Annotated in this window: 21 protein-coding genes and 1 pseudogene; 11 read left to right on the forward strand and 11 right to left on the reverse strand. The window is 54.4% G+C overall.

Going from position 1 to position 23,469, the window contains the following annotated elements:
* Positions 1 to 56 precede the first annotated feature (56 nt).
* The 7 genes from IPM31_15745 to IPM31_15775 are packed head-to-tail and all read right to left on the reverse strand — an operon-like array spanning position 57 to position 7,695.
* Positions 57 to 1,112 (reverse strand): hypothetical protein, encoded by a 1,056-nt coding sequence (locus tag IPM31_15745; GenBank protein ID MBK9008435.1) that lies wholly within the window; start codon positions 1,110 to 1,112, stop codon positions 57 to 59.
* 5 nt (positions 1,113 to 1,117) lie between these two features.
* Positions 1,118 to 2,875, reverse strand: a complete 1,758-nt coding sequence (locus tag IPM31_15750) for a glutamate mutase L (GenBank protein ID MBK9008436.1) — start codon at positions 2,873 to 2,875, stop codon at positions 1,118 to 1,120.
* Positions 2,876 to 2,878: 3 nt separating this feature from the next.
* A complete protein-coding gene (locus tag IPM31_15755) occupies positions 2,879 to 3,556 on the reverse strand; it encodes a hypothetical protein (protein ID MBK9008437.1) in 678 nt (225 codons plus the stop codon).
* A 2-nt stretch (positions 3,557 to 3,558) separates the two neighbouring features.
* Positions 3,559 to 6,111, reverse strand: coding sequence for a hypothetical protein (locus IPM31_15760; GenBank protein MBK9008438.1), 2,553 nt, complete (start codon positions 6,109 to 6,111; stop codon positions 3,559 to 3,561).
* A gap of 2 nt (positions 6,112 to 6,113) precedes the next feature.
* Positions 6,114 to 6,725, reverse strand: a complete 612-nt coding sequence (locus tag IPM31_15765) for a hypothetical protein (protein MBK9008439.1) — start codon at positions 6,723 to 6,725, stop codon at positions 6,114 to 6,116.
* On the reverse strand, positions 6,725 to 7,459 hold the full coding sequence (locus tag IPM31_15770; protein MBK9008440.1) for a hypothetical protein: 735 nt from the start codon (positions 7,457 to 7,459) through the stop codon (positions 6,725 to 6,727). Before IPM31_15770 ends, IPM31_15765 begins: the two co-directional genes overlap by 1 nt.
* Positions 7,456 to 7,695, reverse strand: coding sequence for a hypothetical protein (locus IPM31_15775; protein MBK9008441.1), 240 nt, complete (start codon positions 7,693 to 7,695; stop codon positions 7,456 to 7,458). Before IPM31_15775 ends, IPM31_15770 begins: the two co-directional genes overlap by 4 nt.
* Positions 7,696 to 7,844: 149 nt before the next feature.
* Between IPM31_15775 and IPM31_15780 the strand changes: the two genes are divergently transcribed.
* The 7 genes and pseudogenes from IPM31_15780 to IPM31_15810 all read left to right on the forward strand — a co-directional run bounded on the left by IPM31_15780 (position 7,845) and on the right by IPM31_15810 (position 14,000).
* The gene (locus IPM31_15780) at positions 7,845 to 8,240 is read left to right on the forward strand and encodes a cobalamin B12-binding domain-containing protein (protein ID MBK9008442.1); all 396 of its coding nucleotides are present in this window, start codon (positions 7,845 to 7,847) and stop codon (positions 8,238 to 8,240) included.
* A 45-nt stretch (positions 8,241 to 8,285) separates the two neighbouring features.
* Entirely contained in the window at positions 8,286 to 8,945 is a 660-nt protein-coding gene (locus IPM31_15785) for a restriction endonuclease (GenBank protein ID MBK9008443.1), read from the forward strand.
* Positions 8,945 to 10,402 carry an SAM-dependent methyltransferase gene (locus tag IPM31_15790; GenBank protein MBK9008444.1) on the forward strand — a complete coding sequence of 486 codons (1,458 nt, stop codon included), beginning with the start codon at positions 8,945 to 8,947 and terminating at the stop codon, positions 10,400 to 10,402. The genes IPM31_15785 and IPM31_15790 overlap by 1 nt, the downstream gene beginning before the upstream one ends.
* A 4-nt stretch (positions 10,403 to 10,406) precedes the next feature.
* Positions 10,407 to 11,474, forward strand: coding sequence for a methylmalonyl Co-A mutase-associated GTPase MeaB (meaB, locus tag IPM31_15795; protein MBK9008445.1), 1,068 nt, complete (start codon positions 10,407 to 10,409; stop codon positions 11,472 to 11,474).
* Between the two features lie 29 nt (positions 11,475 to 11,503).
* A pseudogene (locus tag IPM31_15800) lies at positions 11,504 to 12,467 on the forward strand (ribose-phosphate pyrophosphokinase).
* An 87-nt stretch (positions 12,468 to 12,554) separates the two neighbouring features.
* The gene (mutM, locus tag IPM31_15805) at positions 12,555 to 13,358 is read left to right on the forward strand and encodes a bifunctional DNA-formamidopyrimidine glycosylase/DNA-(apurinic or apyrimidinic site) lyase (GenBank protein ID MBK9008446.1); all 804 of its coding nucleotides are present in this window, start codon (positions 12,555 to 12,557) and stop codon (positions 13,356 to 13,358) included.
* A gap of 3 nt (positions 13,359 to 13,361) precedes the next feature.
* Entirely contained in the window at positions 13,362 to 14,000 is a 639-nt protein-coding gene (locus tag IPM31_15810) for a hypothetical protein (GenBank protein ID MBK9008447.1), read from the forward strand.
* A 21-nt stretch (positions 14,001 to 14,021) separates the two neighbouring features.
* On the opposite strand, the gene IPM31_15815 is transcribed toward IPM31_15810, so the two are convergent.
* Genes IPM31_15815 through IPM31_15825 form a run of 3 tightly spaced genes read right to left on the reverse strand, consistent with a single transcriptional unit; the run spans position 14,022 to position 15,930 of the window.
* Positions 14,022 to 14,870: a universal stress protein gene (locus tag IPM31_15815; GenBank protein ID MBK9008448.1), complete on the reverse strand. Its 849-nt coding sequence runs from the start codon at positions 14,868 to 14,870 to the stop codon at positions 14,022 to 14,024.
* Positions 14,867 to 15,418 carry a chromate transporter gene (locus tag IPM31_15820; protein ID MBK9008449.1) on the reverse strand — a complete coding sequence of 184 codons (552 nt, stop codon included), beginning with the start codon at positions 15,416 to 15,418 and terminating at the stop codon, positions 14,867 to 14,869. Before IPM31_15820 ends, IPM31_15815 begins: the two co-directional genes overlap by 4 nt.
* Positions 15,415 to 15,930: a chromate transporter gene (locus tag IPM31_15825; GenBank protein MBK9008450.1), complete on the reverse strand. Its 516-nt coding sequence runs from the start codon at positions 15,928 to 15,930 to the stop codon at positions 15,415 to 15,417. Before IPM31_15825 ends, IPM31_15820 begins: the two co-directional genes overlap by 4 nt.
* Before the next feature lie 175 nt (positions 15,931 to 16,105).
* On the opposite strand from IPM31_15825, the gene IPM31_15830 reads away from it, so the two are divergent.
* The 3 genes from IPM31_15830 (at position 16,106) to IPM31_15840 (ending at position 19,631) form a co-directional block, all read left to right on the forward strand.
* Positions 16,106 to 17,596 carry an aspartate ammonia-lyase gene (locus IPM31_15830; protein MBK9008451.1) on the forward strand — a complete coding sequence of 497 codons (1,491 nt, stop codon included), beginning with the start codon at positions 16,106 to 16,108 and terminating at the stop codon, positions 17,594 to 17,596.
* 87 nt (positions 17,597 to 17,683) lie between these two features.
* The gene (locus tag IPM31_15835; protein ID MBK9008452.1) at positions 17,684 to 18,193 is read left to right on the forward strand and encodes a DUF3592 domain-containing protein; all 510 of its coding nucleotides are present in this window, start codon (positions 17,684 to 17,686) and stop codon (positions 18,191 to 18,193) included.
* A gap of 121 nt (positions 18,194 to 18,314) precedes the next feature.
* Complete coding sequence (locus IPM31_15840) at positions 18,315 to 19,631, forward strand: hypothetical protein (protein MBK9008453.1); 1,317 nt, start codon at positions 18,315 to 18,317, stop codon at positions 19,629 to 19,631.
* On the opposite strand, the gene IPM31_15845 is transcribed toward IPM31_15840, so the two are convergent.
* Positions 19,624 to 20,688: a GNAT family N-acetyltransferase gene (locus IPM31_15845; GenBank protein ID MBK9008454.1), complete on the reverse strand. Its 1,065-nt coding sequence runs from the start codon at positions 20,686 to 20,688 to the stop codon at positions 19,624 to 19,626. The two genes, IPM31_15840 and IPM31_15845, sit on opposite strands and share 8 nt — an antisense overlap.
* A 20-nt stretch (positions 20,689 to 20,708) precedes the next feature.
* Between IPM31_15845 and IPM31_15850 the strand changes: the two genes are divergently transcribed.
* Positions 20,709 to 23,381, forward strand: a complete 2,673-nt coding sequence (locus IPM31_15850) for a hypothetical protein (GenBank protein MBK9008455.1) — start codon at positions 20,709 to 20,711, stop codon at positions 23,379 to 23,381.
* Positions 23,382 to 23,469: the final 88 nt, after the last annotated feature.

The following is a 23,469-nucleotide window of genomic DNA, read 5'->3' on the forward strand; positions in this document are numbered from 1 at the left end:
ATGCAAGTCATCGTCATTCGGCTAACGTTCGTTTTGCCTCAGACGAATTTTAAATATTATCCCACAACTTCAAGATTTACCAAAGGCGCGATCACGGTCTCGCCATTCTCCAGGCGCACATCCGCCGCCGCCGCGCGCAAACCGCTGGCAAGTTCGCTCAACCCCGGGCGCAAGTTCGCAATCGACCCGATCATTCCCGCGTGAGGCTGGCGCTTCATACGCACAGTTTGCCCCACCGCGAATGTATCGTATGAATTCGGCTCCTCGGGTTCGTTGGTCACCGGCAATGGGATGATCACCTCGGGGCGGTTGCCGTTATACCGATCAAAATGCTCCGCGTTCACTGTGGCGTCGCGTTTATCGTTCGTGGTGAGCAACTTAAATGCCGCCGAGTTCATCGGCATGGCGCCGAACCCATCCAGAACAAGGATGGGGTATTTCATTTGATACGCCAATTGCAACAGCGAAGAATACATGCTCGAGAGGACAAGCCCGCGCACGGGCACATCTGCCGCCGCGCGCAGAGTGTCGGCGTCGCGCACATGCCCGCCGAGGATCACCGAACCGCGCACGCTCACATCGAGTCGGTCGGCGGTCAAAACATCATCGGGCTTTTCGATCAGGCTGATCATCGAGCCGTTGTCGATCCGTCCGTTCCCCCACACTCCCTGAATGAGCGCGCCCGCCGTGCGAATCACAACGCCCTTTTCAGGGATGATCTGCGTCACCACGCCGGGCAAACCCGCGCGGAGTTCGATCTTCGCATCGCCCACTTCCATCAGAATCTGCCCCCCGCCCGCCACCATCACGCGCCCAGCGCGAGGCGCGCGAATACTGCGCGAGAACATCCCGCCGCTTTCGGCAACCAATGCGCCTTGCGCCACGCGGTCGCGTTCGTTCACCTTGATCATGCGGTCGGCAAGTTTCGCCGGCACATTGAACGTTCGCGCCACATCGATCAGCGCATGTTCGCGCGCGAAGTTCGCCTCGGCGATCACATCCGTAGGGCTCACGCGCTGGTTCAAATGCGCGTTCACCTTGCCAGCCACCGGCAAGAGGCGTTCGCGCACGATCGTGGCAAGCGGCAGAATATGTAAAACAGGCGCAAGCATCGTCATTAACCTCCCACCGCATGAGACCAGCGCTTCATCAACTCGCGCCGGCGCACCGCATCGGCTGGAAGATTCAACGGGCGCCCCCGCGCATCGATGACGACGCCCAACGCGCCGCCCGTCACAGTGACGGTTCCGCTTCTTCCCGCGCCCAAGCCTGCGTCTGCCCGTCGAAGCGGACTCAACGCCAGGCGGGCAGTCTGGCCGCTTGGCAGGGGAATGATCTCCAGCCCGCCGAATTTCACATCCGCTCGCGCCTCGGTCTTATCCGCGTAGGTAAGTTTGGCGCGGAGGATGGTCTCGCCGTAGTTCGCCGAGGCGATCACCGACACAACCGTTCCCATGCCGATGAACGCGCCAGATTCGATCACCTGCACCGGCAGGTAATGACTTCGTGTTGCCGCCGCGCCCAGCATCGGCAGAAGGTTATTCTGATCGAGCAAAAACGGCATAATGCCGACGGGTTGAATCGCATCCAGCAATAACAATAGACTTTGCCCCACCGAACCGCTATCGGCAATCGCGCCGCCGCCTGCGATCAGCAAGTCGAGCTTCGGCATCAGGTCGGCGCGCGAAGCGCGCGCGCTGGCGGGGAAGTTTTTCTGCGCGGAGCGCACAGCAAGATACAACGCCTGTCTCGCAATGGCTTGCATAATGGCGTGTTCATCCTGCGTGGCAGGGATGGTGGACGGATACAACGATTTCTGAAAGAGGAACTCGCGCAACGTGTTCGACGATATATCAAGCCGCATCCAACGCATGATCTGTTCGATCTCGGTATATTGCAGGAGCGCGCCGAGGTTCTCGCCCAACCCAAACTGAGGGTACACCCCCAGCGCCAATTCGCCATTGAAGCCCGCCGCAACCGTCGCCGCCGAGGCGCCCATGTTCACACTCAACAACCCCCGCGTCGATTCGTACAGCCGGCTCAAAAAGCGGATCATGCGCCCTTGCGCATACGCGGTCGGCAGTAAATTTCCCGATGTCGAGTTATACAACTCGTCCACGCCTTTGATCTGCCGCTGACGGAGGTTCGTCACCAATGACGCGAGCACATTGCTGGCTGGTTCCAGGTCTTCCACTTCAAGCGACGGGCGCACGTTCGGGCTGACCTGCAATTTCCCGGCATGACCGCCGAGCAATTCCCGCACATCGTTGGCAAGTTTGTGATTCCCCGCGTAAAGCACCATGGGACGTTTTTCGCCGGGCATCAGATAACAGGCAAGCCCAACGGCTTCGAGCATCTTCAGCATCGAGCGCGAGGCGCCGCCATCCGTGCCGCCGGTGAGGATGACGAGGTCCGGTCGCGATCTCACGATGGAATCCAATTGCTGGTCGGGGCGGCGTTTGTCCGAGAGGTCGAGGGTGTCGACCACGCGGCTGTATGTGGATTCAGCCAAACGTCGCGCGCTCTGAAGCGAAACATCCGAAAGCAAGCCGGCGATCACAGTTTTCACCGCCGGTCCCGCCGACATGGTGGCGACCACCCCATCCACGCCGGAACCGTCGGGTTGCGCGGGCGTGATGATGTTATTATCTTGTGAACCGAGCAAGGTTGCGCCGGTCACAGCCTGCAAATTTTGTATCGCTTCGCGCACGCCGATGCCGATATGCTTGAATGGCGCCTCCGCGGTGGAGGGAGCCTGCCCGGAGGCGACAAAACGATACTCGCCCTCGACCACATCAAACAACACGGCGCGCGTTACAGACGCGCCCACATCAATGGCGAGGATGGATTCGGTTTGGACAAGGGATGCAGGCATACGTTATATTCCAGCCAACTGGCGGATGAAATTGATCATCGAACTCAACCGTTCGATCATGGCGGTCAACGCCGCCATGTACACACCGGCGAATAATGTCCCAAAGGTGATGGCAATGAAAACTTTCCCGAGCCACGCCACGCCCTCGAAGAAGGGATTGCGTTTGGGCGTTCCATCTGGCGCGCGCCCGGCGCTGAACTGAAAATATCCCAACACCGCCACCGTGCCAGCCAGCATGATCGCGCCTTGCGCCAAACGAGTGAACGCCTGCGCGGCATCCAAGCCGCGCACATCGAACATATCCATTGCCGCCAGCGACTGGGGGATCAACGTGCCGAGCATTGCCCCGCCTATGGCGGTGGCGGCTCCCACCCCGGCCAAAATTGCCATGGCAAAGTTGCCGATCCACGAAATGCGCGGCAAAAGTTTGGTAAACAAGGTGAAGCAAAGGATGAAGGGAATGACCGCCAAAATCAACTGGGCTGGGTCGTTGTTCCTCAATGGATTGAACAGTTTTGGGATTAACACATAATGCCAGATGGCGGCGGCGGCATAACCGGACGAAACGCCGATGAATAGGTATACAGCCAAACGAAATAACGGATTATCGCCGATCAAATAACTGAAGATCAGCAAAGTGAGGATCAACCCAACAAGCCCGGCGAGAAAATCGATGGACATGGCTATCCCGCCTCCGCCGCGTTACGCCTTGCGCGCAAGCCCGCAATCAGGCTCCACAGGCTTCCAAAGACCATCATCACAACGCCCAACACCATGCCAATTCCGAACGCGTCCCAATAAATGCGCGCGATGCCAGGACGGCTGTTGTTGACAAATTCATAACGAGCCGCGTCTGCCAGCCCGCCCACCATCCCATTGATCTGTTCCGAGTCGACGTAGGGTTGCAGTAACGGCGTTGCCTGGGCGCTTGCCGCGAACAAAAGCGGTTGAAACGCAAAGTAGCCTGTATCTGCCTGATTCCTCGCCACCAGTTGCTCCACCCACAACCGACCGGATTCTCCGTTATCGGTGAGCACAACCACAGCGGCATATTCTGAGAATGCGGCTTCCACCGCGCCGGGCATGGCAGTAGACGGCGCATTGATAAATTCACGCACCCCGGAAGCGCCGCCAGGCAGATAGCCTAAATTCACGTAGTTGGCGCCGGGTTGGTAATTGATCCCCGCCGGCGAACTGATCCCGGTATTGAGCAGAAGTCGATTCACCAGCCCCGTCCCGCTCGGCGACGTGGAAATGAAAACCAGCCGGGCGCGCGTGGTCAGCACGAGGTGATCGAGCAAGGGTCCGCTGACCGCTTCCAGTTCAGGCGCGAGCGCCGGCTCATAATCGATGACGACCAAAATGCTGGAGTTTTGCGGCAGGCGGGTAATAATGCTCACGATCGCCCGCACCGGCGCCGGCAGGTCGGTGGAGATCGGCAGGTTCTGCGTTCGCATAAAAATCATCGCGCTCAACACAATAAGGAAGAGACCAGACAACACCCAACGGAGAATCCGTTGCGATGTGACGATGGATTGCGCGCCGATTGCCCGCGCGGTAGTTTCGCCTGCCAGCACAGATTCAAGGATCGACGCCGCCGATTGTTGCTCGTCGGAGGCTTGCAACTTCAGCGAGATCGCTTTGGGGCGGCGCGACGAGCCGATCGGGGCAACGGGGATGACTCCCTGCAACCCCGCCAGCGGACCTTCCCGCTCCGCTTCGTCCGACATTGAAACTGGCTCGGCAACTACAGCCGATTCGGCGGGACGCATGGCTTGCACCCATGCAGGCAGGCTCTCCGGGGCAAGCGATTCATCAGACGATTCAGATGGCGCGGGCATTTGTTGCGGCGCATCTGCTTCAAACTTCGATTCAGACTCAGACAACCACGCCGGCATCTCCACAGAGAATAACGAGTCGATATCCTGGTTCGATAACGATCCCGCATCCATAGGGGCTGGGATAAAGCCCGGGTCGATGGGAACAGGTTGAAGCGGGGAATGAGCCGCCGCATCATCATCCTTGAACCAATCTGAAAGCGCGCCGGGCGCCGGCATAGATGGTTCCTCGGTCGCGCTCTTCAGCCAATCGGGAACCGCATCACCGCCATCGAGCGACCCGGTGGGAATCTTTGTGAACGGCGAAGTGGATTCGGCGGGCGTTGGGTTGATGAGAGTTTCCTGCCCGCCGCCTTTCAACCATTCGAGATTGTTATCGGACGGCTTCTCCTCAAACGGCGACACTTTTTGACCCTCTTGCGGCGTCAGCCAATTGAGGGCTTCGGCGGGCGAAACCGGCATGGATGATTCGTCTTGCGTGAGCGGTATCTCTACACCGCCGAGATTGTTCAGCCATGAAAGATCATCGGGAGTAGAGGCGGGTTTTTGTTCTTCGGGTTGAGCGGGCGTTGGCGCGTCGAACGCGATGGCAGATGAGCCGCCGAGTTGATTCAACCAGCTTAGATCGTCCGGCGTCGAGGCGTCCGCACCGGGCAAAGAATCTGACGCGAACGCCGGAGCAGACGATGATTGTTCGGCTTGTTTTGTTGAGTCTTCGAGCTCGTGAAGCCAACTCAGATCTTCCGGTTCTTTGGCAGGCTCAGGCTGGTTAAAAGCAGGCAACGAGGCGGCATCGGTCATCCAACCCAGTTCATTGGGTTCGATTTCAACGGGAGGGCTTGCCTCTGTCGAGGCTTGCGCGAACCATTCCGATAGTTCGTCTTTTGATTGGGTTTGCGCCGAATCGGTCGAACCGCTCATCCACACCGGCATGTTTTCCGATTGCGAGGCAGGCTCTTCTTCGGCGCGCGGGAGTTGCGGTTCAGGATCGTTTTTTTCAAATTGGGCGAAGAAGTCTGAAATCGATTCCGGCGCGGATGGTTTTTCAGCCTCGCTTGTTTTTCCAGGCGGATTGATCCCCGCCAGCCAATCGGGCGTTTCATCTCCATCATCAGTTGCCTGCGCGGCAAGCCCAGCTAACAGATCGGGCGGCTCATTGCTGACTTTGGGTTTGGCGGCTTCTTCCGCGGCATTTTCCTCCGCCGATTCCCGCGCCTGTTGCCGGACATCCTTCAACCATTGCGGCAGGATCGGCTCGAGTTCGCCGGTATGTTTCTTGACGGGGCTTTCTCCAAACTGGACAGAAGACTCGGCTCTCAGCGGCGCCTGGCAGAACTGGCAGTTATCCAGAAAATCCGGGTTTTCCTTTCCGCAGTTGGGACATTGCAAGCCGTCCATGGTTAATTCCCCCCATACGGGCGGTCGATGCCGAACAGCACGCGCAACCCGGTCAACAATGTTCCAAGCGCGATGCCAAGCAACAAACCGCGCGCGCCGCCGCGCGAGAAGGCGTTCACGAAATCGAGCAATTGCTGTGCGCCTGGCAACTGTCCTATCGGCGTGGGCATGATCAGGATCAACACTAAAATTGCGACCACTAAAAAGATGACAGACATTAAATCTGCGCGCCGGCGCAACAGCCGGATGCTGGCGTAGATCAGGGTGACGACAAGGATCGCCATCAGCGCGCTTTCCACCGGCACGATGATCGCGTCTATTGCCAGGCGCATGAATGGGTTTTCCGGGCCGAGGAGCAAGCCAAACCCTGTGGTAAAGATTAGAGCGATGACAAGAAGCACGCTATAGATTCCACCAGCCTGACGGGCGCGAAATTTTTCCATGTGAACGAAAATGAGGTTGATGATGCCGATCAATGCGGCGAACGCCCCTATGATGATCGCCCAATCGGTAATGAGCGACCCGATATAGCTCAACGCATCCGCGTCGATGAAATAGCCGAGCAGAACCAGAATACCAGCCGCAATGGCGAATGCCGCCGTAAAGACTCGCATCAGAAAGCCAGCCCGATCAGTTTCAACAATGAGCCACCAAGAATAACGACGATCAGGATCCAGCGCAACACATCCTGTGTGTTCAAACTTGCTTCATGAGACAAGCCCGCTCCCACGTACGCGCCGGAGGCAAATAATTCTTCGCCGATCAATGGGTCTTGTGAAGCCGCGTAAAAGATGGACTGCGCTGTGAGGTTGTCGCTTGCGCCGATGAGACTGGCGTCTTGCCGGTCCGCGCCTTCGGCAACGAGGGCGGCTTCGGGACCCAGGTCGCCGATGATGATGTTGGCGGAAACGTTGTCGTCGCGGGAGATGGGAATCGTCCCGGCGGCGTAGGCAAAAGGCGAGAGACCAGTCACCCGTCCGGCGGTGACGCGGAATTGTTCCTCTGCCCCAGCCGCGCGATACCCGGATTGCGACGTGTCTTGTGAGAGGATCGTGATGGCGGCATCCCCAGAGGTGACGATTGGCGGGCGATCGCTGACCGAAGTCCGTTCGGCGATTCGTCGCACGAGCGCCAGCCCTGCCAGAGCCGAGCCGCCGCGCGCGGTAAAGAAGTTGCCGCGTCCCAGTGAGATGTGAAGCCGGGTTCCGTTTTCAACCGCCAAGCCGATCTCGCGGTTGAGACGATCAAAAGCAGGGATGCGCCGAAGCGTGGCTGGCGATCTCCGCCGCAACGCGAGAAAGATAACGAAAAGCAGGACAACGATAACGACGATTCCCAGCGCGATCATGCCGCCCTCCCGCCGCGCAAGATGCGAGCAAAGGCTTGAGTCTCTTGATCTGATTCGAGCATGCGAGCAATCGCCGTTGTGTGTTTCCCGCCAATGAAAGGTTGGGTGATGTACATCACCTGCGCGCCAAACACGGTTAGAGGAGCGCCTGCATCGAGGACCCATGCAACGAGTCCGTCGAGTTTGAGTCTCTGCAGGGATTCAGCCCACTGAGTCCAATCCGTTTCCGATTGCATGGTCAAAGTATAGCATATTTTGATTCATGAGCCGGCGCATGGAACGCGCTGTGAATTTCAAAGTCGTTGCGAAGAAGCGGAGGTCTCTGAGTGAAAAACCCAACAACCCTCATAGTATAATCACGCCAGATTTCATTCGCGGAGGACGCATGAACGAGCAAAAAATTCGTGTTTTGGTTGCCAAACCCGGTCTCGATGGGCATGACCGCGGCGCAAAAGTCGTCGCGCGGGCATTGCGAGACGCCGGCATGGAGGTCATTTATACCGGCTTACGCCAGACTCCGGAAATGATCGCCGAAGCGGCATTGCAAGAAGACGTGGATGTGGTCGGGCTATCCATCCTCTCTGGGGCGCACATGGCGCTCGCGCCGCGCATCGTGGAGTTGCTCAAGTCTAACGGGCAGGACAAGGTGAAAGTTTTTATCGGAGGCATCGTCCCTGACGAAGACATGCCTCGTTTGAAGGAGATGGGCATCACCGGTATTTACGGTCCCGGCGCTTCGACGGAGGATATCGTCAAGGATATCCGCGAGGCGATGAAGTAGTTCGTACTGCGTGTTGCGTATTGCGTACCTTCGAGTGGAGAACAGATGCCTAAACTGACGATCCAAATACTAAAACGAGAAGCTCAAAAGTTTTCGCAAATGGAATCCAGCCACAAGGAGAAAAGTTTGTTTGGGGTGACAGACGGGAAGGCTGTCGGAACGTATCTTGAACATAAATTCAAACAATATTTGAGAGGCAAGTATGAATTTGAAGAGGGCAGTTCCGCGAGCGGGATAGATTTTCCCGGCCTGAATGTGGACATGAAGGTTACAAGCATTACTCAACCTCAATCGTCGTGTCCTTTCAAATCCGCGCGGCAAAAGATATATGGTCTAGGGTATTCGCTTCTTGTCTTTGTCTACCAAAAGGCAGATCAGCCGAAATTCAAGACTGCAACCTTGGACATCCTCCACACCATTTTTGTAGAATTGGATAGAACCGCCGACTTTGTAACCACAAAGGGTCTATTAAATATCCTACAGAACGACGGCAACCAAGAGGATTTGGTTGCTTTTATGTTTGACAGAAACCTGCCCATAGATGAAATTGAAGCGGGCAAAATCGCCAACGAGATTTTACTCAACCCTCCAAAGCTCGGATTTCTAACAATTTCCAATGCCTTACAATGGAGATTGCAATATTCCAGAGCCATTGAAAAGGCCGGTCAAGAAGACGGCGTCGTTTTGGTTTATCGAGCAAAATAATGGTCGCCTCACTCGAAAAAAACAAAAAAATCGAATATGGGGATTTTCAGACTCCCAAAGAGCTGGCTGATTTGGTTTGCAAGAAACTGCTGGAGATCGGCATAATTCCAAACTTCGTCATTGAGCCGACGTGCGGCTTAGGAACATTCATCGAATCTGCCGCTCAGATATTCCCACATGTCAAGAAATTTATTGGCGTTGAAGTCAACACAGAATATATCGAGAAATTCACTTCGAAGATACAAACCTTTCCCTGCCCGGAAGCCGTTGAGATCAGGGAAGGCGACTTCTTTAATTTCAACTGGAACGATTTACTCAAAGAAACAAAAGGGGATGTTCTTGTCTTAGGGAACTTCCCCTGGGTTACAAATGCCACTCAAGGCTCAATCGGCGGGACGAACCTCCCTAATAAAGAAAATTTTCAAAACCTGAGCGGCTTGGACGCTATGACTGGTAAAAGCAACTTCGATATTTCCGAATTCATGCTGATCAAAGTTTCCGAATGGTTTTTGCATCGCAAAGGATACCTTGCAATGCTTGTCAAAACGTCGGTTGCCAGAAAATTCCTGAGCCATCTCTACAAATCGAATAAAGGGCTGGCTTCCTCCGCAATCTACCATATTGACGCCATGAAATATTTCAGGGCGGCAGTGGACGCCTGTTTGCTATATTGCCATTTCGATCCATCAATGCACAATTACGACTATGATGTTTTCGATTCTCTATCAAGTCAAGCTAAGCATCAAGTTGGTCATCGCCAAGGATTGACTGTAAGAGATTTGAATGCCTTTGATGAGCTTGAATTTCTGCTTGGCGCTTCCAGCGAAAAATGGCGTTCGGGGATCAAGCATGATTGTTCCGAAATCATGGAACTCACGGAAAATGACGGAACATTACTAAATGGTTTGGGCGAAGTTGTAAATGTTGAGACGGATTTCATTTACCCGCTATTAAAAGGCTCAGATATAGCCAACAATAGGATTTCAGAGACGAAACGATCCATGATTGTGACGCAAAGGTCTGTAGGTGAAGAAACCAAGCCACTTAAAATCATCGCTCCGAAACTATGGTCATACCTTGAATCTCATGCAAACTATTTAGATTCTCGGAAAAGCAAAATTTATCAGAACAATCCTCGTTTTTCAATTTTTGGAATTGGATCATATACTTTTGCTCCATGGAAAATTGCAATTTGTAGCCTGTATAAAAACCTGAATTTTCGGCTTATAGGTCAGGCGCAAAGCAAACCGATTGTTTTCGACGATACAATTTATTTTTTGAGTTTCGAAAATCATGAAGAAGCCAAAGATGTTTTTGATTTTTTACTTTCCGAAAACGCACAAACATTTTTATCCGCTCTAATCTTCTGGGATGAAAAACGCCCAATTAAGACTAGCATCCTGAACAACCTGAAAATTCCGAATTCACGAGGGATTGTTCAGCAAGAGATGTTTTAACGCCATGACAAATGCGATAACATTAATCCTCGAAGGCAACCGCCTCGCGTTGGCGCGACTGCTCACGCAGGTGGAAAATGATTCGCCCGAGGGACGCGCCGCGCTTGCGGAACTGTTTCCGCACACCGGCAAGGCGCATCTCATTGGAGTGACCGGCGCGCCGGGGACGGGGAAATCCTCGCTCGTCAATCAACTCGCATTGCACTATCGCAAAACGGACGCTTCGCGTAAAAAAGTCGCGGTCATCGCAGTGGACCCGTCGAGCCCGTTCACGGGCGGAGCGGTGCTGGGAGACCGCGTGCGTATGCGCGATCTCTCCGGCGATGACGGCGTGTTCATCCGCTCGATGGCTTCGCGCGGTTCGGTCGGCGGAATCGCGCAGACGACCGCCGCATTCGCGCAGGTCTTCGATGCGGCTGGCTATGAGATCGTCATCGTCGAAACCGTCGGCGCGGGGCAAAGCGAAGTGGATATTGCAAGACTCGCGCACACCACTGTTGTTGTCGAAGCGCCGGGCTTGGGCGACGATATCCAAGCCATCAAAGCGGGAATTTTAGAAATCGCCGATGTGCTTGTCATCAACAAAGCGGATCGCCCCGGCGTGGAGCATACGGAACGCGCGCTTCGTTCCATGCTTGCGCTTGCTCACCCAACCCCGCGCGTCTATCGCCATCACGGACAGGCAATGACGGTTATGGTTCCAGCCGGGTCGAAAAATCTCCCAGCCCTCGAGCCAGACTCTTCTGCGGCTCAAAGTGACTCGGCGATTTGGATTCCCCCCATCAACAAAACGGTTGCGACCGAGGGCAAGGGAATCGCGGAGGTTGCCGAAGCGATTGCGAAGCACGCCGAGCATCTCCGCATCACCGGCGATTGGGCTTCCCGCGACCGCGCCAGGTTGAGGTCCGAGTTGGAAACGGCTTTGCAGGAGGCGTTGATGAGTCGCTTTTTCAAGAATATCCAAAACAAAACATATAATGAAGTCGTCGAACAAGTCGTCGAACGAACTCTATCACCGCATGAGGCGGTGAAGAAATTATTGAACGGAAACTCAAAGCAGGAGAAGGTATGAACCAGCAAGGACATCATCACGATATGAAAATGTACGGCGAGATTAAACTGTACTCGGGCACCGGCTCGCCCGACCTCGCGCAAAAGATCGCTAATTATTTGAACCAGCAACTCAGCCCGCGCGAGGTGATCCAGTTTCCCAACGAAAACATCTTCGTCAAGTTGACGCGCAGCGCGCGCGGGCAGGATGTGTATGTGATCCAAACCACCTCCTCGCCGGTGCATTACAACCTGATGGAACTGCTGATCATGATCCAGACCATCCGCCTCGATTCGGCGGCGCGCATCACGGCGGTCGTCCCGTATTTATGTTATGGGCGTTCGGATAAAAAAGACCAGCCGCGCGTGCCGATCACCGCGCGCCTCGTCTGCGACATGATCGAAAGCGCGGGCGCGGACCGCTACATGACCTTCGACCCGCATGCCCGGTCAAATTCAGGGTTTCTTCTCGATCCCCGGCGATGTGCTGACCGCCTCGCACATGATCACCGCGCACATCAACAAAAACATGCGCGCGCAGATGAAAAAACTCGTGGTGGTTGCCACCGATCTGGGTTTCGCCAAAAAGGGACGCAACTATGCCCGCGACCTGAACGCGTCGATCGCTTTCATTGAAAAAAGGCGCACAGCCAACGACTCAAAAGCCAAAGCCTTAACGCTGATCGGCAACGTAAAAGATAAGGACGTTTTGATCGTGGACGATGAAGTGCTCACCGGCGGCTCCATCGAGCAGGCGGTCGGCGTGGTCACAAAGAACGGCGCGCGGAATATCTATCTGGCGTTCATCCACCCGGTCTTTTCGGAAGACGGCGCGAAACGACTGGCAAAACTACCGATCAAACACATAATCACAACCGACACCATCCCAATCGCTCCGAAAATATCGAAACTACTCAAGGGACGGCTCACCGTTCTTTCGATCGCCCCCATGCTGGGAGAGGTCATCCGCCGCGCGCACGAAGGGCGGAGCGTGGGCGAGATGTTCAACGAGTAAGACAAATAAACAGCCATCAGTGGACAGTAGACTGGTTACTGTTCACTGTTCACTGTTCACTGCTCACTAATAACTGGCTACTGAAACATGCCCGAACTTCCCGAAGTTGAAACCATCGCTCGAAAACTAAGACCTGAACTCGTCGGGAGGACGATCCTCTCCGCCGACCTGCGCTGGGCGCGAACGCTTGCAACCCCCTCTCCGAAACAATTCGCCCAACAGATCAAAGGGCAGAAAATTCTAGCGGTTGGCAGGCGCGCAAAATACTTCATCCTTCATCTTTCCACTTTTCAACTCCTCATCCACCTCCGCATGAGCGGCGACCTTCATATTAAAGACAGTGCAAAACAAGCCGAGAAACACGACCGACTTATAATTAAACTATCTGACAACAAGTCGCTGTCATTCAACGACACAAGAAAGTTCGGGCGCGTCTGGCTCCTGGCAGACCCGGCGGAACTCCTCAACACACTCGGTCCCGAACCCCTCAGCAAAGACTTCACGCCGCAGTGGCTCCACGCGGCGCTACATAAAAGACATCGCCACCTCAAACCGCTCCTGCTCGACCAAACCTTCCTCGCCGGGCTGGGCAACATCTACACCGACGAAGCCTTGAACATCGCAAAGATTCATCCGAGGCGCGAGTCAAGTTCAGTCACGGCGAAACAGGCTGAACGTCTGCATGACGCGATCCGCGAGGTGTTGAGCGAGGGCATCCGCCGCAACGGCGCATCCATTGATTGGGTCTATCGCGGCGGAGAATTTCAAAATTATTTTCGAGTGTACGACCGCGAAGGAAAGCCGTGCAAAAACTGCGGCGCGAAGATTAAACGCGTCACAGTTGGTCAACGCGGCACACATTATTGCCCGAATTGTCAAAGGTTAAAGTAGATCATGGAAATCAACTGGTCAATTGCTGGATGGATCATCGCCGTTTTGGTCTTCTACACCATCGGATTTTACGAGGGTCGTAGTACGGGATATAAAAAACGACAGCGTGAAGAAGAGCAAGAATCCGCAAAAACCCAACCGACCCCTGTTGCGGTAGAAGATAACCCCGCCGTTTTGAAACCCAAAAAGGAAAATGAAAATTTCACGCGGGAGTTCGACAGCCCGCCCGCGCTCACTCCTGAATACGACCAGCGATTGAACTATGCGGCGACTCCGCCTGCGCCTCAACCGCCTCTCTCCCAGCCTCTGCCTGCTTCGACCAACCCGGCATCCACTCCTCTTTCGCCGGTTTCCTTCAAACCCGCGGCGAAATCTGCCGAGCCTGCCGCGGAAAAGAAACCCGCCCCGCCGCCGACCAGCATCGTTGGGCAGATCAACCTTGTATTGCAAGAAAAACTTGCCGGGTCGGCGCTGGCAGACCGAGACATTTCAATGAGTCAATCCGCAGAAGGCGGGGTGATCGTCACTGTCGGCGCTTCGCAATATACCGGGGTGGACGAAGTGCCAGACGCCGAAGTGAAAGCGGTGATTCGCGCCGCGATCGCCGAGTGGGAAAAGAAATACACGCCGGGATTGCGCTAGTCGCATCGACGAGCCGAGAAATCAGGTTCGCCGCGTGAACCGCGCGGTTAATACCGGACAAGGCGACGAGTCTGCCACCTCGGCGGTAACATTGGGGGCATAATATTGCCGCAAGGTATTCGCGCTGTACGCCGACCCCATGCAAACAAGATCGTACGCGCCCTCTTTAATCTCAGCCAGAATTTCCTCCACAATAATTCCCTGCCGCGCTTTGGCTGTTGCGTTTAAGCCCGCTCCTTGCGCGATCTCCAATGCTTTTTTGAGACTGCGCCCCGGCAAGGTGTCGGTTTCTGCCAGGTCGTTGACATGCGTTTGCACATTGCGCGTGCTGGGATAATCCAAATCGGTGGGCGGAACCACATACAGGATTGTGACCTCCGCATGGTTGGCTTGCGCAACTTGAACAGCGATGTTCTCCGCGGCTTCGCCATATCCCAGCCCGCCCACGGTGATCAATAATTTTTTCACCGGCAAGCGCGCTTGCGGCACGTACATGATCGGGTTATGAATCTGCTCCATCAACAATCGAATAGAGCGACCCGTGAGCCAGCGCTTGAGTTGCGGTCTTCCCAATGGGCTGACCACCGTGATGAAATCTCCGCGGTTAGCAACCTGGGGGATGATGCGCTCGGATACGCCGTTACGAATCTCAAGGGTATACTCCACTCCCAACCTTTGAAACAACTCCACGGCTTGCGCGAAGATATCCTCCAGCGGATGATGATCGTCTATCGCCGCAGGGTTCAGTTCCTCGGTCACGCCGAGAAGCGTGGCCTTCATTCGCATGGATGAGGCGAGCGCCGCGCCATATTCAATGGCAGACCATGTCCCTTTGAAGCCGTTCGTTACGATGAGAAATTCGGATTTCATTTGAAGCCTCGCCTGCCAAACAGGATAACGCCGAGGATGCCCGCCCCAAGCAAAACGAACGGCGATGGAATTTCAAACCAGAATGCGATCGCGCTGAGAAGCGCGATCAGGATCACGCGGCGGTCTATTTTTTTCTTCGAACCCGCGCGGAACAATTCCCACGCCACCACCACGATCAACGCGGCGACAGCGGGACTCATCCCTGCCACAAAACTAACAAGCCAACTCTCTTGTTGAAAACGCTGTAACAACGATGCAACGATCAACATCAACACCGTGGGCGGCAGGATCGCGCCGAGCAGAGCCGCAAACATGCCGGGGATTCCCCCCGCGGCAAAACCGACGAACATGGCAAGTTTCAATGCCTCGCTACCGGGCAACACATTCGAGAAACCCACCGCCTCGACAAATCGCTCCTCGGTCATGATCTTGCCCACCGCTTCCTCGTATAAAAACCCCACCGATGCGGGACCGGACGGCGAGAGCACGTTCACCTTGAGGAACATCCATAACAAACGAAGCCAGACGGATACTTTTGTTTCGTTCATCGCAAGAGAAAGACCCCGATCAAACCCGCCAGCACGACAACAATACGCGCGGGGGCGTTAAGAAACATGGCGATCAGACTGACGATGCCGATTGCCCAGCCTTCCCATCCGGTGGAACCGCCCTTTTCAAAAATTTTCCATGCCACGAAGAGCATCAATACCGAAATGGCGGGGGTGAGTCCCTCGATGAAACTGCTCAACCACGCCTCGCGCCGCAGACGGTGCAGGATCATCGTCACACCGAGGATGATGAGCGTCGGCGGCAAAATGGATGCGAGCAGAGCGACAAATCCACCGGGAATGCCTGCCACGGCATAGCCGACATACATCGCCAATTGAAGCGCGTCGCTCCCCGGCAACACGGACGATAACCCCACCGCCTGCACAAATTGTCCCTCCGTGACCAGCTTGCCGACAACCTCGTGATACAACAAACCAACGGAGGCGGGACCCGATGTGCTAAGCAGGTTTACTTTGAGAAATATCCAGAAGAGTTCAAGAAGTTGATCCAATGGTTCTCCAAACGAATGGGGTAATTGTACTAGGAAAAGTATCAGTACTTCACGAAAGTTCAGGCGACAGTTCGATTTGCTTCGCAAATCGAACTGTCGCCTACATTGACGCAGTACAACTGCGTCAAGAACCTATTGGTGTAAAATAGATAAAAATCTCATTTGGCGGTTAACAATGTCTTCAAACAATTTTCGCAAAGAAAAAGATTCGCTCGGTGAACTCAATGTCCCAGCCGACGCGCTCTACGGCGTGCAAACCCAACGCGCGGTGGAGAACTTCCCCATCAGCGGACTGCGCCCGTGGCGGGCGTTCATCTGGTCTATCGCGGCGGTCAAACGCGCGGCGGCGTTGGTGAATTTCGAACTTGGATTATTCAACGACCGCGAAGTGGACGGAAAAAAGTTCACCGCGAAACAGTTGGCAGACTCTGTCGCGCAAGCCGCTACCGAAGTGATGGGCGGCAAATGGGATTCGCAATTCGTCGTCGAACCATTTCAGGCGGGCGCGGGGACGAGTCATAACATGAACGCGAATGAGGTCATTGCAAATCGCGCCACGCAGATCCTCGGCGGCGAGCTTGGAAAGTATTATGTTCATCCGAACGATCATGTCAACATGGCGCAGTCCACGAACGATACGATCCCCACGTCGATTCGATTGGGCGCGTTGTGGCGCGTGGATGAATTGTTGACTGCGTTGAAAAATTTACAGTCCGCGTTGGAGGCGAAGGCGAAGGAGTTTGATTCGGTCGTCAAATCGGGTCGCACGCATTTGCAGGATGCCGTGCCGGTGAGATTGGGTCAGGAATTTTCCGCTTATGCCAAAGCCATCGAACGCGACGCGGAACGGGTGCGCCGGTCTGCCGAGGGGTTGCGCAGGCTGGGGATTGGCGGCACAGCCGTCGGATCCGGGTTGAACGCTCATCCCGAGTATCACGCGCGCATGGTGAAGAAATTATCCGAGATCACCGGGCTTGAGTTGCAGACATCCGATAATTTATTTGAATCCATGCAATCGATGGCGGACGCGGCGGACTTTTCATCGTCCCTGCGGACACTCGCCTTGACTTTGATCCGCATCGCCAACGACTTCCGCCTCTTATCCTCTGGACCTTCAACCGGGTTCGATGAAATCAGATTACCCGCCGTTCAGCCGGGTTCGTCCATCATGCCGGGGAAAGTGAATCCCGTGCTGGCTGAGATGTTGGATCAGGCGATGTTCCATGTGGTGGGATGCGACACGACCGTGGCGATGGCGGCGCAGGCGGGACAACTCGAATTGAATGTGATGATGCCGATCATCGCGCACAATTTATTCGAGATGATGCAAGTGGTCATCGGCTCGGTGAACGCGTTCACCGAACGCGCGGTGAAAGGCGTGACCGCCAACCGTGAAAAAGCGGAGGGCTGGCTGGCGAAGAACGCGATCATCGTCACCGCGTTGAATCCCATCATCGGGTATTCACAAGGCGCGGCATTGGTGAAAGAGGCGATGTCGTTGAATGCTTCGATCAAAGAACTCGCTATCGAGAAAGCGAAGGCTGGCACATTGAAACACCGCGACGAGGATAGACCTGTGAAGCCTGAGGAGATCGAGTCGGCGTTGAGTGATTTGCGTAGGTTGACGGAGGGTGGAATTGTGGGAGGCGTGAGCGGCGGAGGATAATATCGTGTAAGAATCGTAGGGTAATCCTTACATTGCCATTCGTTGTTTCAATTGCTCATCACTATCGGATATTTATTTGGAGGCAACATGGACTTTAGTCAATTACTTGTCGCCCTCTTCACCCTCTTGATCGGGGGAGGTATCCTTGTGTTTACCGGCAACATACTTTTGAAAGCGAAAGGAAGAGCGGAGTGGCTCGAAACTACAGGAGAAATTATCGATTCGGGGATCAACGAGGTTAAAAGAGAGGAGGAGACAATGTACTTCCCCGCTATTCGTTATCGGTATAAGGTTAATCTCGTTGAATACGAGTCAACCAGAATTCAAATTGGCGATCCTCCTTATGCGGGGTCGCTGCTCCATACCAAGTCGATCATCAAAAAATATCCATTACACGAGCGGGTAACTGTCTATTACAACCCCGAAGACCATCAAGAATCTGTGTTGAACAAAAGCGCGCCAGCCAGCGGAATGATTTTATTGATTCTTTTGGGGATTTCCATCGTGTTATGCGGAATGCTTCTTTTAATTGGATTTCTGGTCCAGGCAGGCATTTTCGAAGCCTTTGATCCAAACACTTTCAAATTGAAATTTTAGCTTGACCGCCTTCATTACAAACCGATTCACATGCCCATGCGATATTTGCATTCTTCATCACAGCATGAAATCGAATTCGGATCAGGGATAAGTTAATTCATCACGATATAATGGATGGGGAATGATAAGCAATAAACTCATTTTTCTATTTTTCTTGCTGGGCGGGACACTTTTCCTTTTTCCCAGTTTCAACGGCGATGGGTGGGGTATGGTTCATGAATACAACTATCGCGGCTGGCAGACGACCTCTGAACGCGTAGTTGTCGCGCGATTGGCTAAATCGCAACAGGATGGATTATTTTCGGCGGGTGGCTTGTTGGGCTTGCTTGATGCGCCAGACGGGTGGGTATTCGGGGCAGAGATCGCGAATCTCCAATATGAAGTATATGAGACGGGTCAGCCGATTCAATCGTATTTGGTTTACAAATCTCATCCGGGGTTTCAGGGAATTATTTTTGGTCTGTTTGATAGCCTGACAAATTTCCCCGCTTCTACTAATCTAGCAATCTTCAGAGGGACAGTTGCATTTATCTCTTCGGTTGTTCTCGCGTTGATCGCCGCGGCAATTGCAGTCGAGTTCGGTTGGATGGCGGCAATTTTGATGCTGATCTTTTCCGCCATTTCCCAGTGGATGATCCTGCCAGCGGGCAGTCTCTATTGGAATCTATGGTCGTTTTTCCTGCCATTCGTATGCGGAATGTGTCTGCTGGCTGACGCTTCAAAAAAGAATAATTACCCCGCGTTCAAAATTTATTTTGTCGTCTTCATCACTATCTGGGTCAAGATCCTATTCACGGGGTTCGAGATCATTACAACCGCGTTGATCATGGCAACCGTGCCGTTCGTCTATTTCGCAATTCGAGACAAATGGAAATTGAAACCGTTTCTCCAACGAGCAACTATGCTCGGCATCAGTCTTACGCTGGCAACAATAGCTGGACTCGGAACGCTCATTTTACAAATCACTGTGGCAGATAGGAGTCTTAAGAGCGGAATCTATTACGTTAGAGATACATTCATTCGGCGCGCGGCGGGAAACCCCGATGAATTTCGCGGCCAGTATGCCGAAAGCCTCAAGGCGAGTCATTTGGAAGTGATCGGGAAGTATCTAAACTCTCAAGCGTTTTCTGTTGGGAACACATCTATTGTCTACTGGCAATTGATCGCGGTGTTCGCAGTGTTCACTCTGGTGTATTTGTACAAGCGCAAAACAACACTTCACAAGGGTTTCTCAACCACAGGAATGGCGCTGATCATCACAACCTGGTACTCGATTCTTGCGCCGCTGTCATGGTACATCATCTTCAAACCCACCTCGTACATTCACACGTTTCTTTTCCCCATGGCATGGCAGATGCCATTTACCCTGCTTGGGTTCGCGTTATGCGGGTTCGTAATTCAGGATTTGTTCCGATCAAAAACCATTCAGCTTACCTGACCGCCCTCGCCCTCATCACGAATCGATTCACGCCGCCCATCCGATATTTATATTCCTCATCGCCGCGCATGAAATCGAATTCGTAGCGACCGTTGTCGCAACACCATTGAATATCGTATGCCATGATGACCCAGCCGGGGGACACTTCTTTGAAGTCGAAACTCACGCCGGAGTTATAACCCCACAGTTTATTCTTGTAATCGAAGCAAAGAGTGGATGCGGCTTTGACGCCGTCCACTTCAAGGAAGGCGAGCCAGAGATATCCGCCATTGTGCGCGGCGCGGAGGGTGGCGGTCATGTGTTCGCGCATGGCGGGATGCAGGAAGGTCGCTTTGTTGGGGTCTTGCACCATGAGACGAAAGAATGAGTCCAGTTCAGGTTCGATGTCGGCGTTTTTATCTACAATATAAAAGTTGACGCGTCCGCTTTCGGCGGCGCGGCGCATCTTGCGGCGCATCTCGTGGCGTTGCTTTTTGTCAATGCCCTCGAGATATTCATCGAAGGAGCCGTTCAATGCGATGCGCGGGGTGGGACGATACACTTCTTGATGATGCGTCCAGCCGCGTGATTCGGATTCCGCTTGGAGAGCGGCGAGGGTGGGAGAATCGTCGGGGAGGTTGTACCAGTCTAGGACGGACCAAGCCTCCCCGTGGGGTGAAGCGAGAAAGTCCAGCAGGCCGGAAAGGAAGCGCGGCAGATCCCCTTTGCGCACGATCAAATCCAAATAATCGGAAACTTCGATGCTTCCGATGAGGAGAAGCGCGCGTTGATTTTCATAGTCAGCGATGAAGAGCGGGGCGATGCCGATGAGTTGATCGTTTTCTGTGGCGGAGACGAGAATCAATTCGGCTTGCTTCCACTCGCCGCCGCCGAGGGTCTTCCACCATTCGCTGAGATATTCGTAACGCGAGAACGGGGTGTCGGCGATGCTCTGTTCGACAAGCGCGTTCCATGTTTGTGATTCAATTTCAGAAAAGCCCGCGTGTAACTTAAAATTCATCCTTCGTCCTTCCGCCTTCAGCATTTGTCCAAATTTTACCAGTATAATGATAGCCATCTTCCGAACATTCTTACGCCGTGACAACTTTCGACCTCAACATCCTCCCGATTCACAGACATAACGGTCAAAACTTTGCGAGCTTGCCGGGCTTGCGCGATTTTACGCCGCCGAGGCGCGTGGCGCGCGGGCGCGAAAAAGACAGCCTGATCCTCTACCTCGCATTTTCGGGCACTGCGGAGTATTCGATCGAAGAAATCGACGCGCTCCATCATCAAGCGGCGACGGCGTTCTATCAATCGCCCGGCGCGCAAACCAGCGCCATGCGCAAAGCCGCAGAGAGTCTCAACGCGGCGATGCTCGAGCGCAACTTTGCCACAAGCGGGCAGGGGAAATACGCCAACGCGGTCCTGGTCATTGCGGTTGCGCGCGAGGAGAAATGCACGCTTTTGCTTAACGGACCTGCGCGCGCGGTATGCGTCAGCGAGGGACGATCGCGTCACATCTACGAACCGTCGCTTTCGGGCAAAGGCTTGGGGTCGAGTCAGAATATTCAAGCGTATCTTGCGCAAGTCGATCTGCATCACAACGATCTGCTTGTGTTGTGCGGAAAATTCCCAAGAGACTGGGAAGACGACCTGTTAGGCGAGCGCCCGCTCTCGTCGCTGGATGCGGCATACCGCAAGTTAACGTTTGCCAAAGGCGACTTGAACGCGGCTCTCGTTCACCCGAAAACGGGAACGGGCGTCATCACCATCCTGCGCGCAGATGTGGGTATGCCGTCTCCCTCCGCAAGTGAATCTGCCTCGCCTCCTGAAACGGATTCGCATCCCCAACCTTTTGAACTGCAGGAGAATGAGGAAGCGCGCAAGAAGGAGGTCGTTGATGATATCCTCATTGAATCGCCGCAAAGTTTTCAAGTAGATCTACACAACGAACCGCCGTCGACGAAAAACAACCAATCTTCAAGCGTCGATTCTCAACTCAACGATCATCCTCTCGCGGAAGAACGCCCGGTCATTACCGAAGAGGAACTCGACCGCCTAGCAGACTTCGGCGCGCACATGCTTCAACCTTCGGCGTATGCCATCCCTCCGCAACCGCTGGAAGACCTTCCACCCCTCCCGCCGCCAGTCGCATCCGACGTCCCGCGCGGATTTCCATCTTCCATTCCACGGCGCAAACCCGACGAACCCATGCCGGAGCCGGTTAACGTTGAGCCAGCCGGGATTGTCGAATCTATCGCCAAAGAAGAAAACATTGACGCAATCGATGAGCGGGAAGAAATAGAAGAGATCATCGAGCAAACCCCAACACCGTTATTCGGCGGGTTGTTCGAGCGTTCCAAAGCGGAGACCAACGCCAATGCCCACGCCGAAGCGACGCGGCAAATAGCGAAAGTGATGGTCGGCGGAATTCAGATCGCGCGGCGGGCAAACGAGGGCGTGAAGTCGTTCTTCGCGCGCTTCCTCCCGCGGCTATTGCCCGGGGGTGAGAATACAGATGTCCCTGCGGGAGAAGCGGCGCAACAACAAATGTCGTTCGTGCCTCAGCACATCCAAATCTTCATCGCGCTGATCGTCCCGCTGTTAGTCGGCACGATGGCGGTGGTCGTCTATTTGCGCTTCGGTCAAAGCGTGCAATATGACGAATATTACAAGCAGGCGCTCAATGCGCGCGCGCAAGCCGTCAGCGAAACAGACCCGATCCGCCAGCGCATGGCGTGGGAAAATGTCGCCGCCTCGATCGACAAAGCCGAAAGTTACCGTGAAACCGATGAATCGAATTTGTTGCAAGCCGAAGCGCAAAACAACCTGGATACGATCATGGGCGTCCAGCGACTTGAATTCGTCCCAGCCTTTACGAACGGGTTGACCGGCGTCGCGCAGATCAGCCGCATGGCGGCAAGCGAAAGCGACCTGTACATGCTCGACGCTGAAAACGGGAAGATTCTGCACGCCACATTCACCGGACGAAGCCTTGAATTAGATTTGACTTTCAGGTGTGAACCCGGTACGTACGCCGGTTATCAAGTGGGCACGCTTGTGGATGTGCTTGCCCTGCCCAAGGTCAACCTCGTCAACGCGACCGTGCTTGGCATCGACGCCAACGGAAATCTATTGTATTGCTCGCCCGGGCAAGTGCCGCAGGCAATTCCACTCCCCTCCCTGCCAAACACCAATTGGGGGCGCATCACCTCGTTCGCCCTCGATAACGGAAATTTGTACGTGCTCGACGCCACCTCGCGCTCGGTGTGGGTTTTTGCCGGCAAAGATAGCACCTTCACCGACACGCCGTATTTCTATTTCGGCAACCAGATCCCCAACACCATAGACTCGGCAATCGACCTGGCAGTGAGCGGAGACGATCTGTACCTGCTCCACGCCGATGGGCACCTCTCCACATGCACGTTTAGCCGCATCACCGAAACGCAAACCAAATGTATCGACCCGATCAACTTCCTTGACTCCTACCCCGCGCATCAAGATATCAACATTTTCGCGCAAGCGCACTTCACGCAAATGCTCCTCACCTCGCCTCCCAATGTCATTATGCTCCTGCTGGATTCTGAAAACCAAAAAGTATTCCGCTTCACACCGCGCTCGATCGAACTGCAAAACCAACTGACCGGCTTCGCCGGAGACGCCAACCCCTTCCAACCCGGCGCGGTGGGCGCCATGGCGGTCAGCCCGAACTACGTGTTGTACTTCTCGATCGGCAACCAGGTATATTTTGCAACGAATTTGCCGTGAGGCAAGAAGAAAGTAGATAAGTAGATCAGCAGATAAGTAGATAAGTAGATTTGTAGATTTGTAAACCGCTTCTTTGCAAACGTAGACT

The organism is Candidatus Defluviilinea gracilis, assembly GCA_016716235.1.
Taxonomy (GTDB): Bacteria; Chloroflexota; Anaerolineae; order Anaerolineales; family Villigracilaceae; genus Defluviilinea; species Defluviilinea gracilis.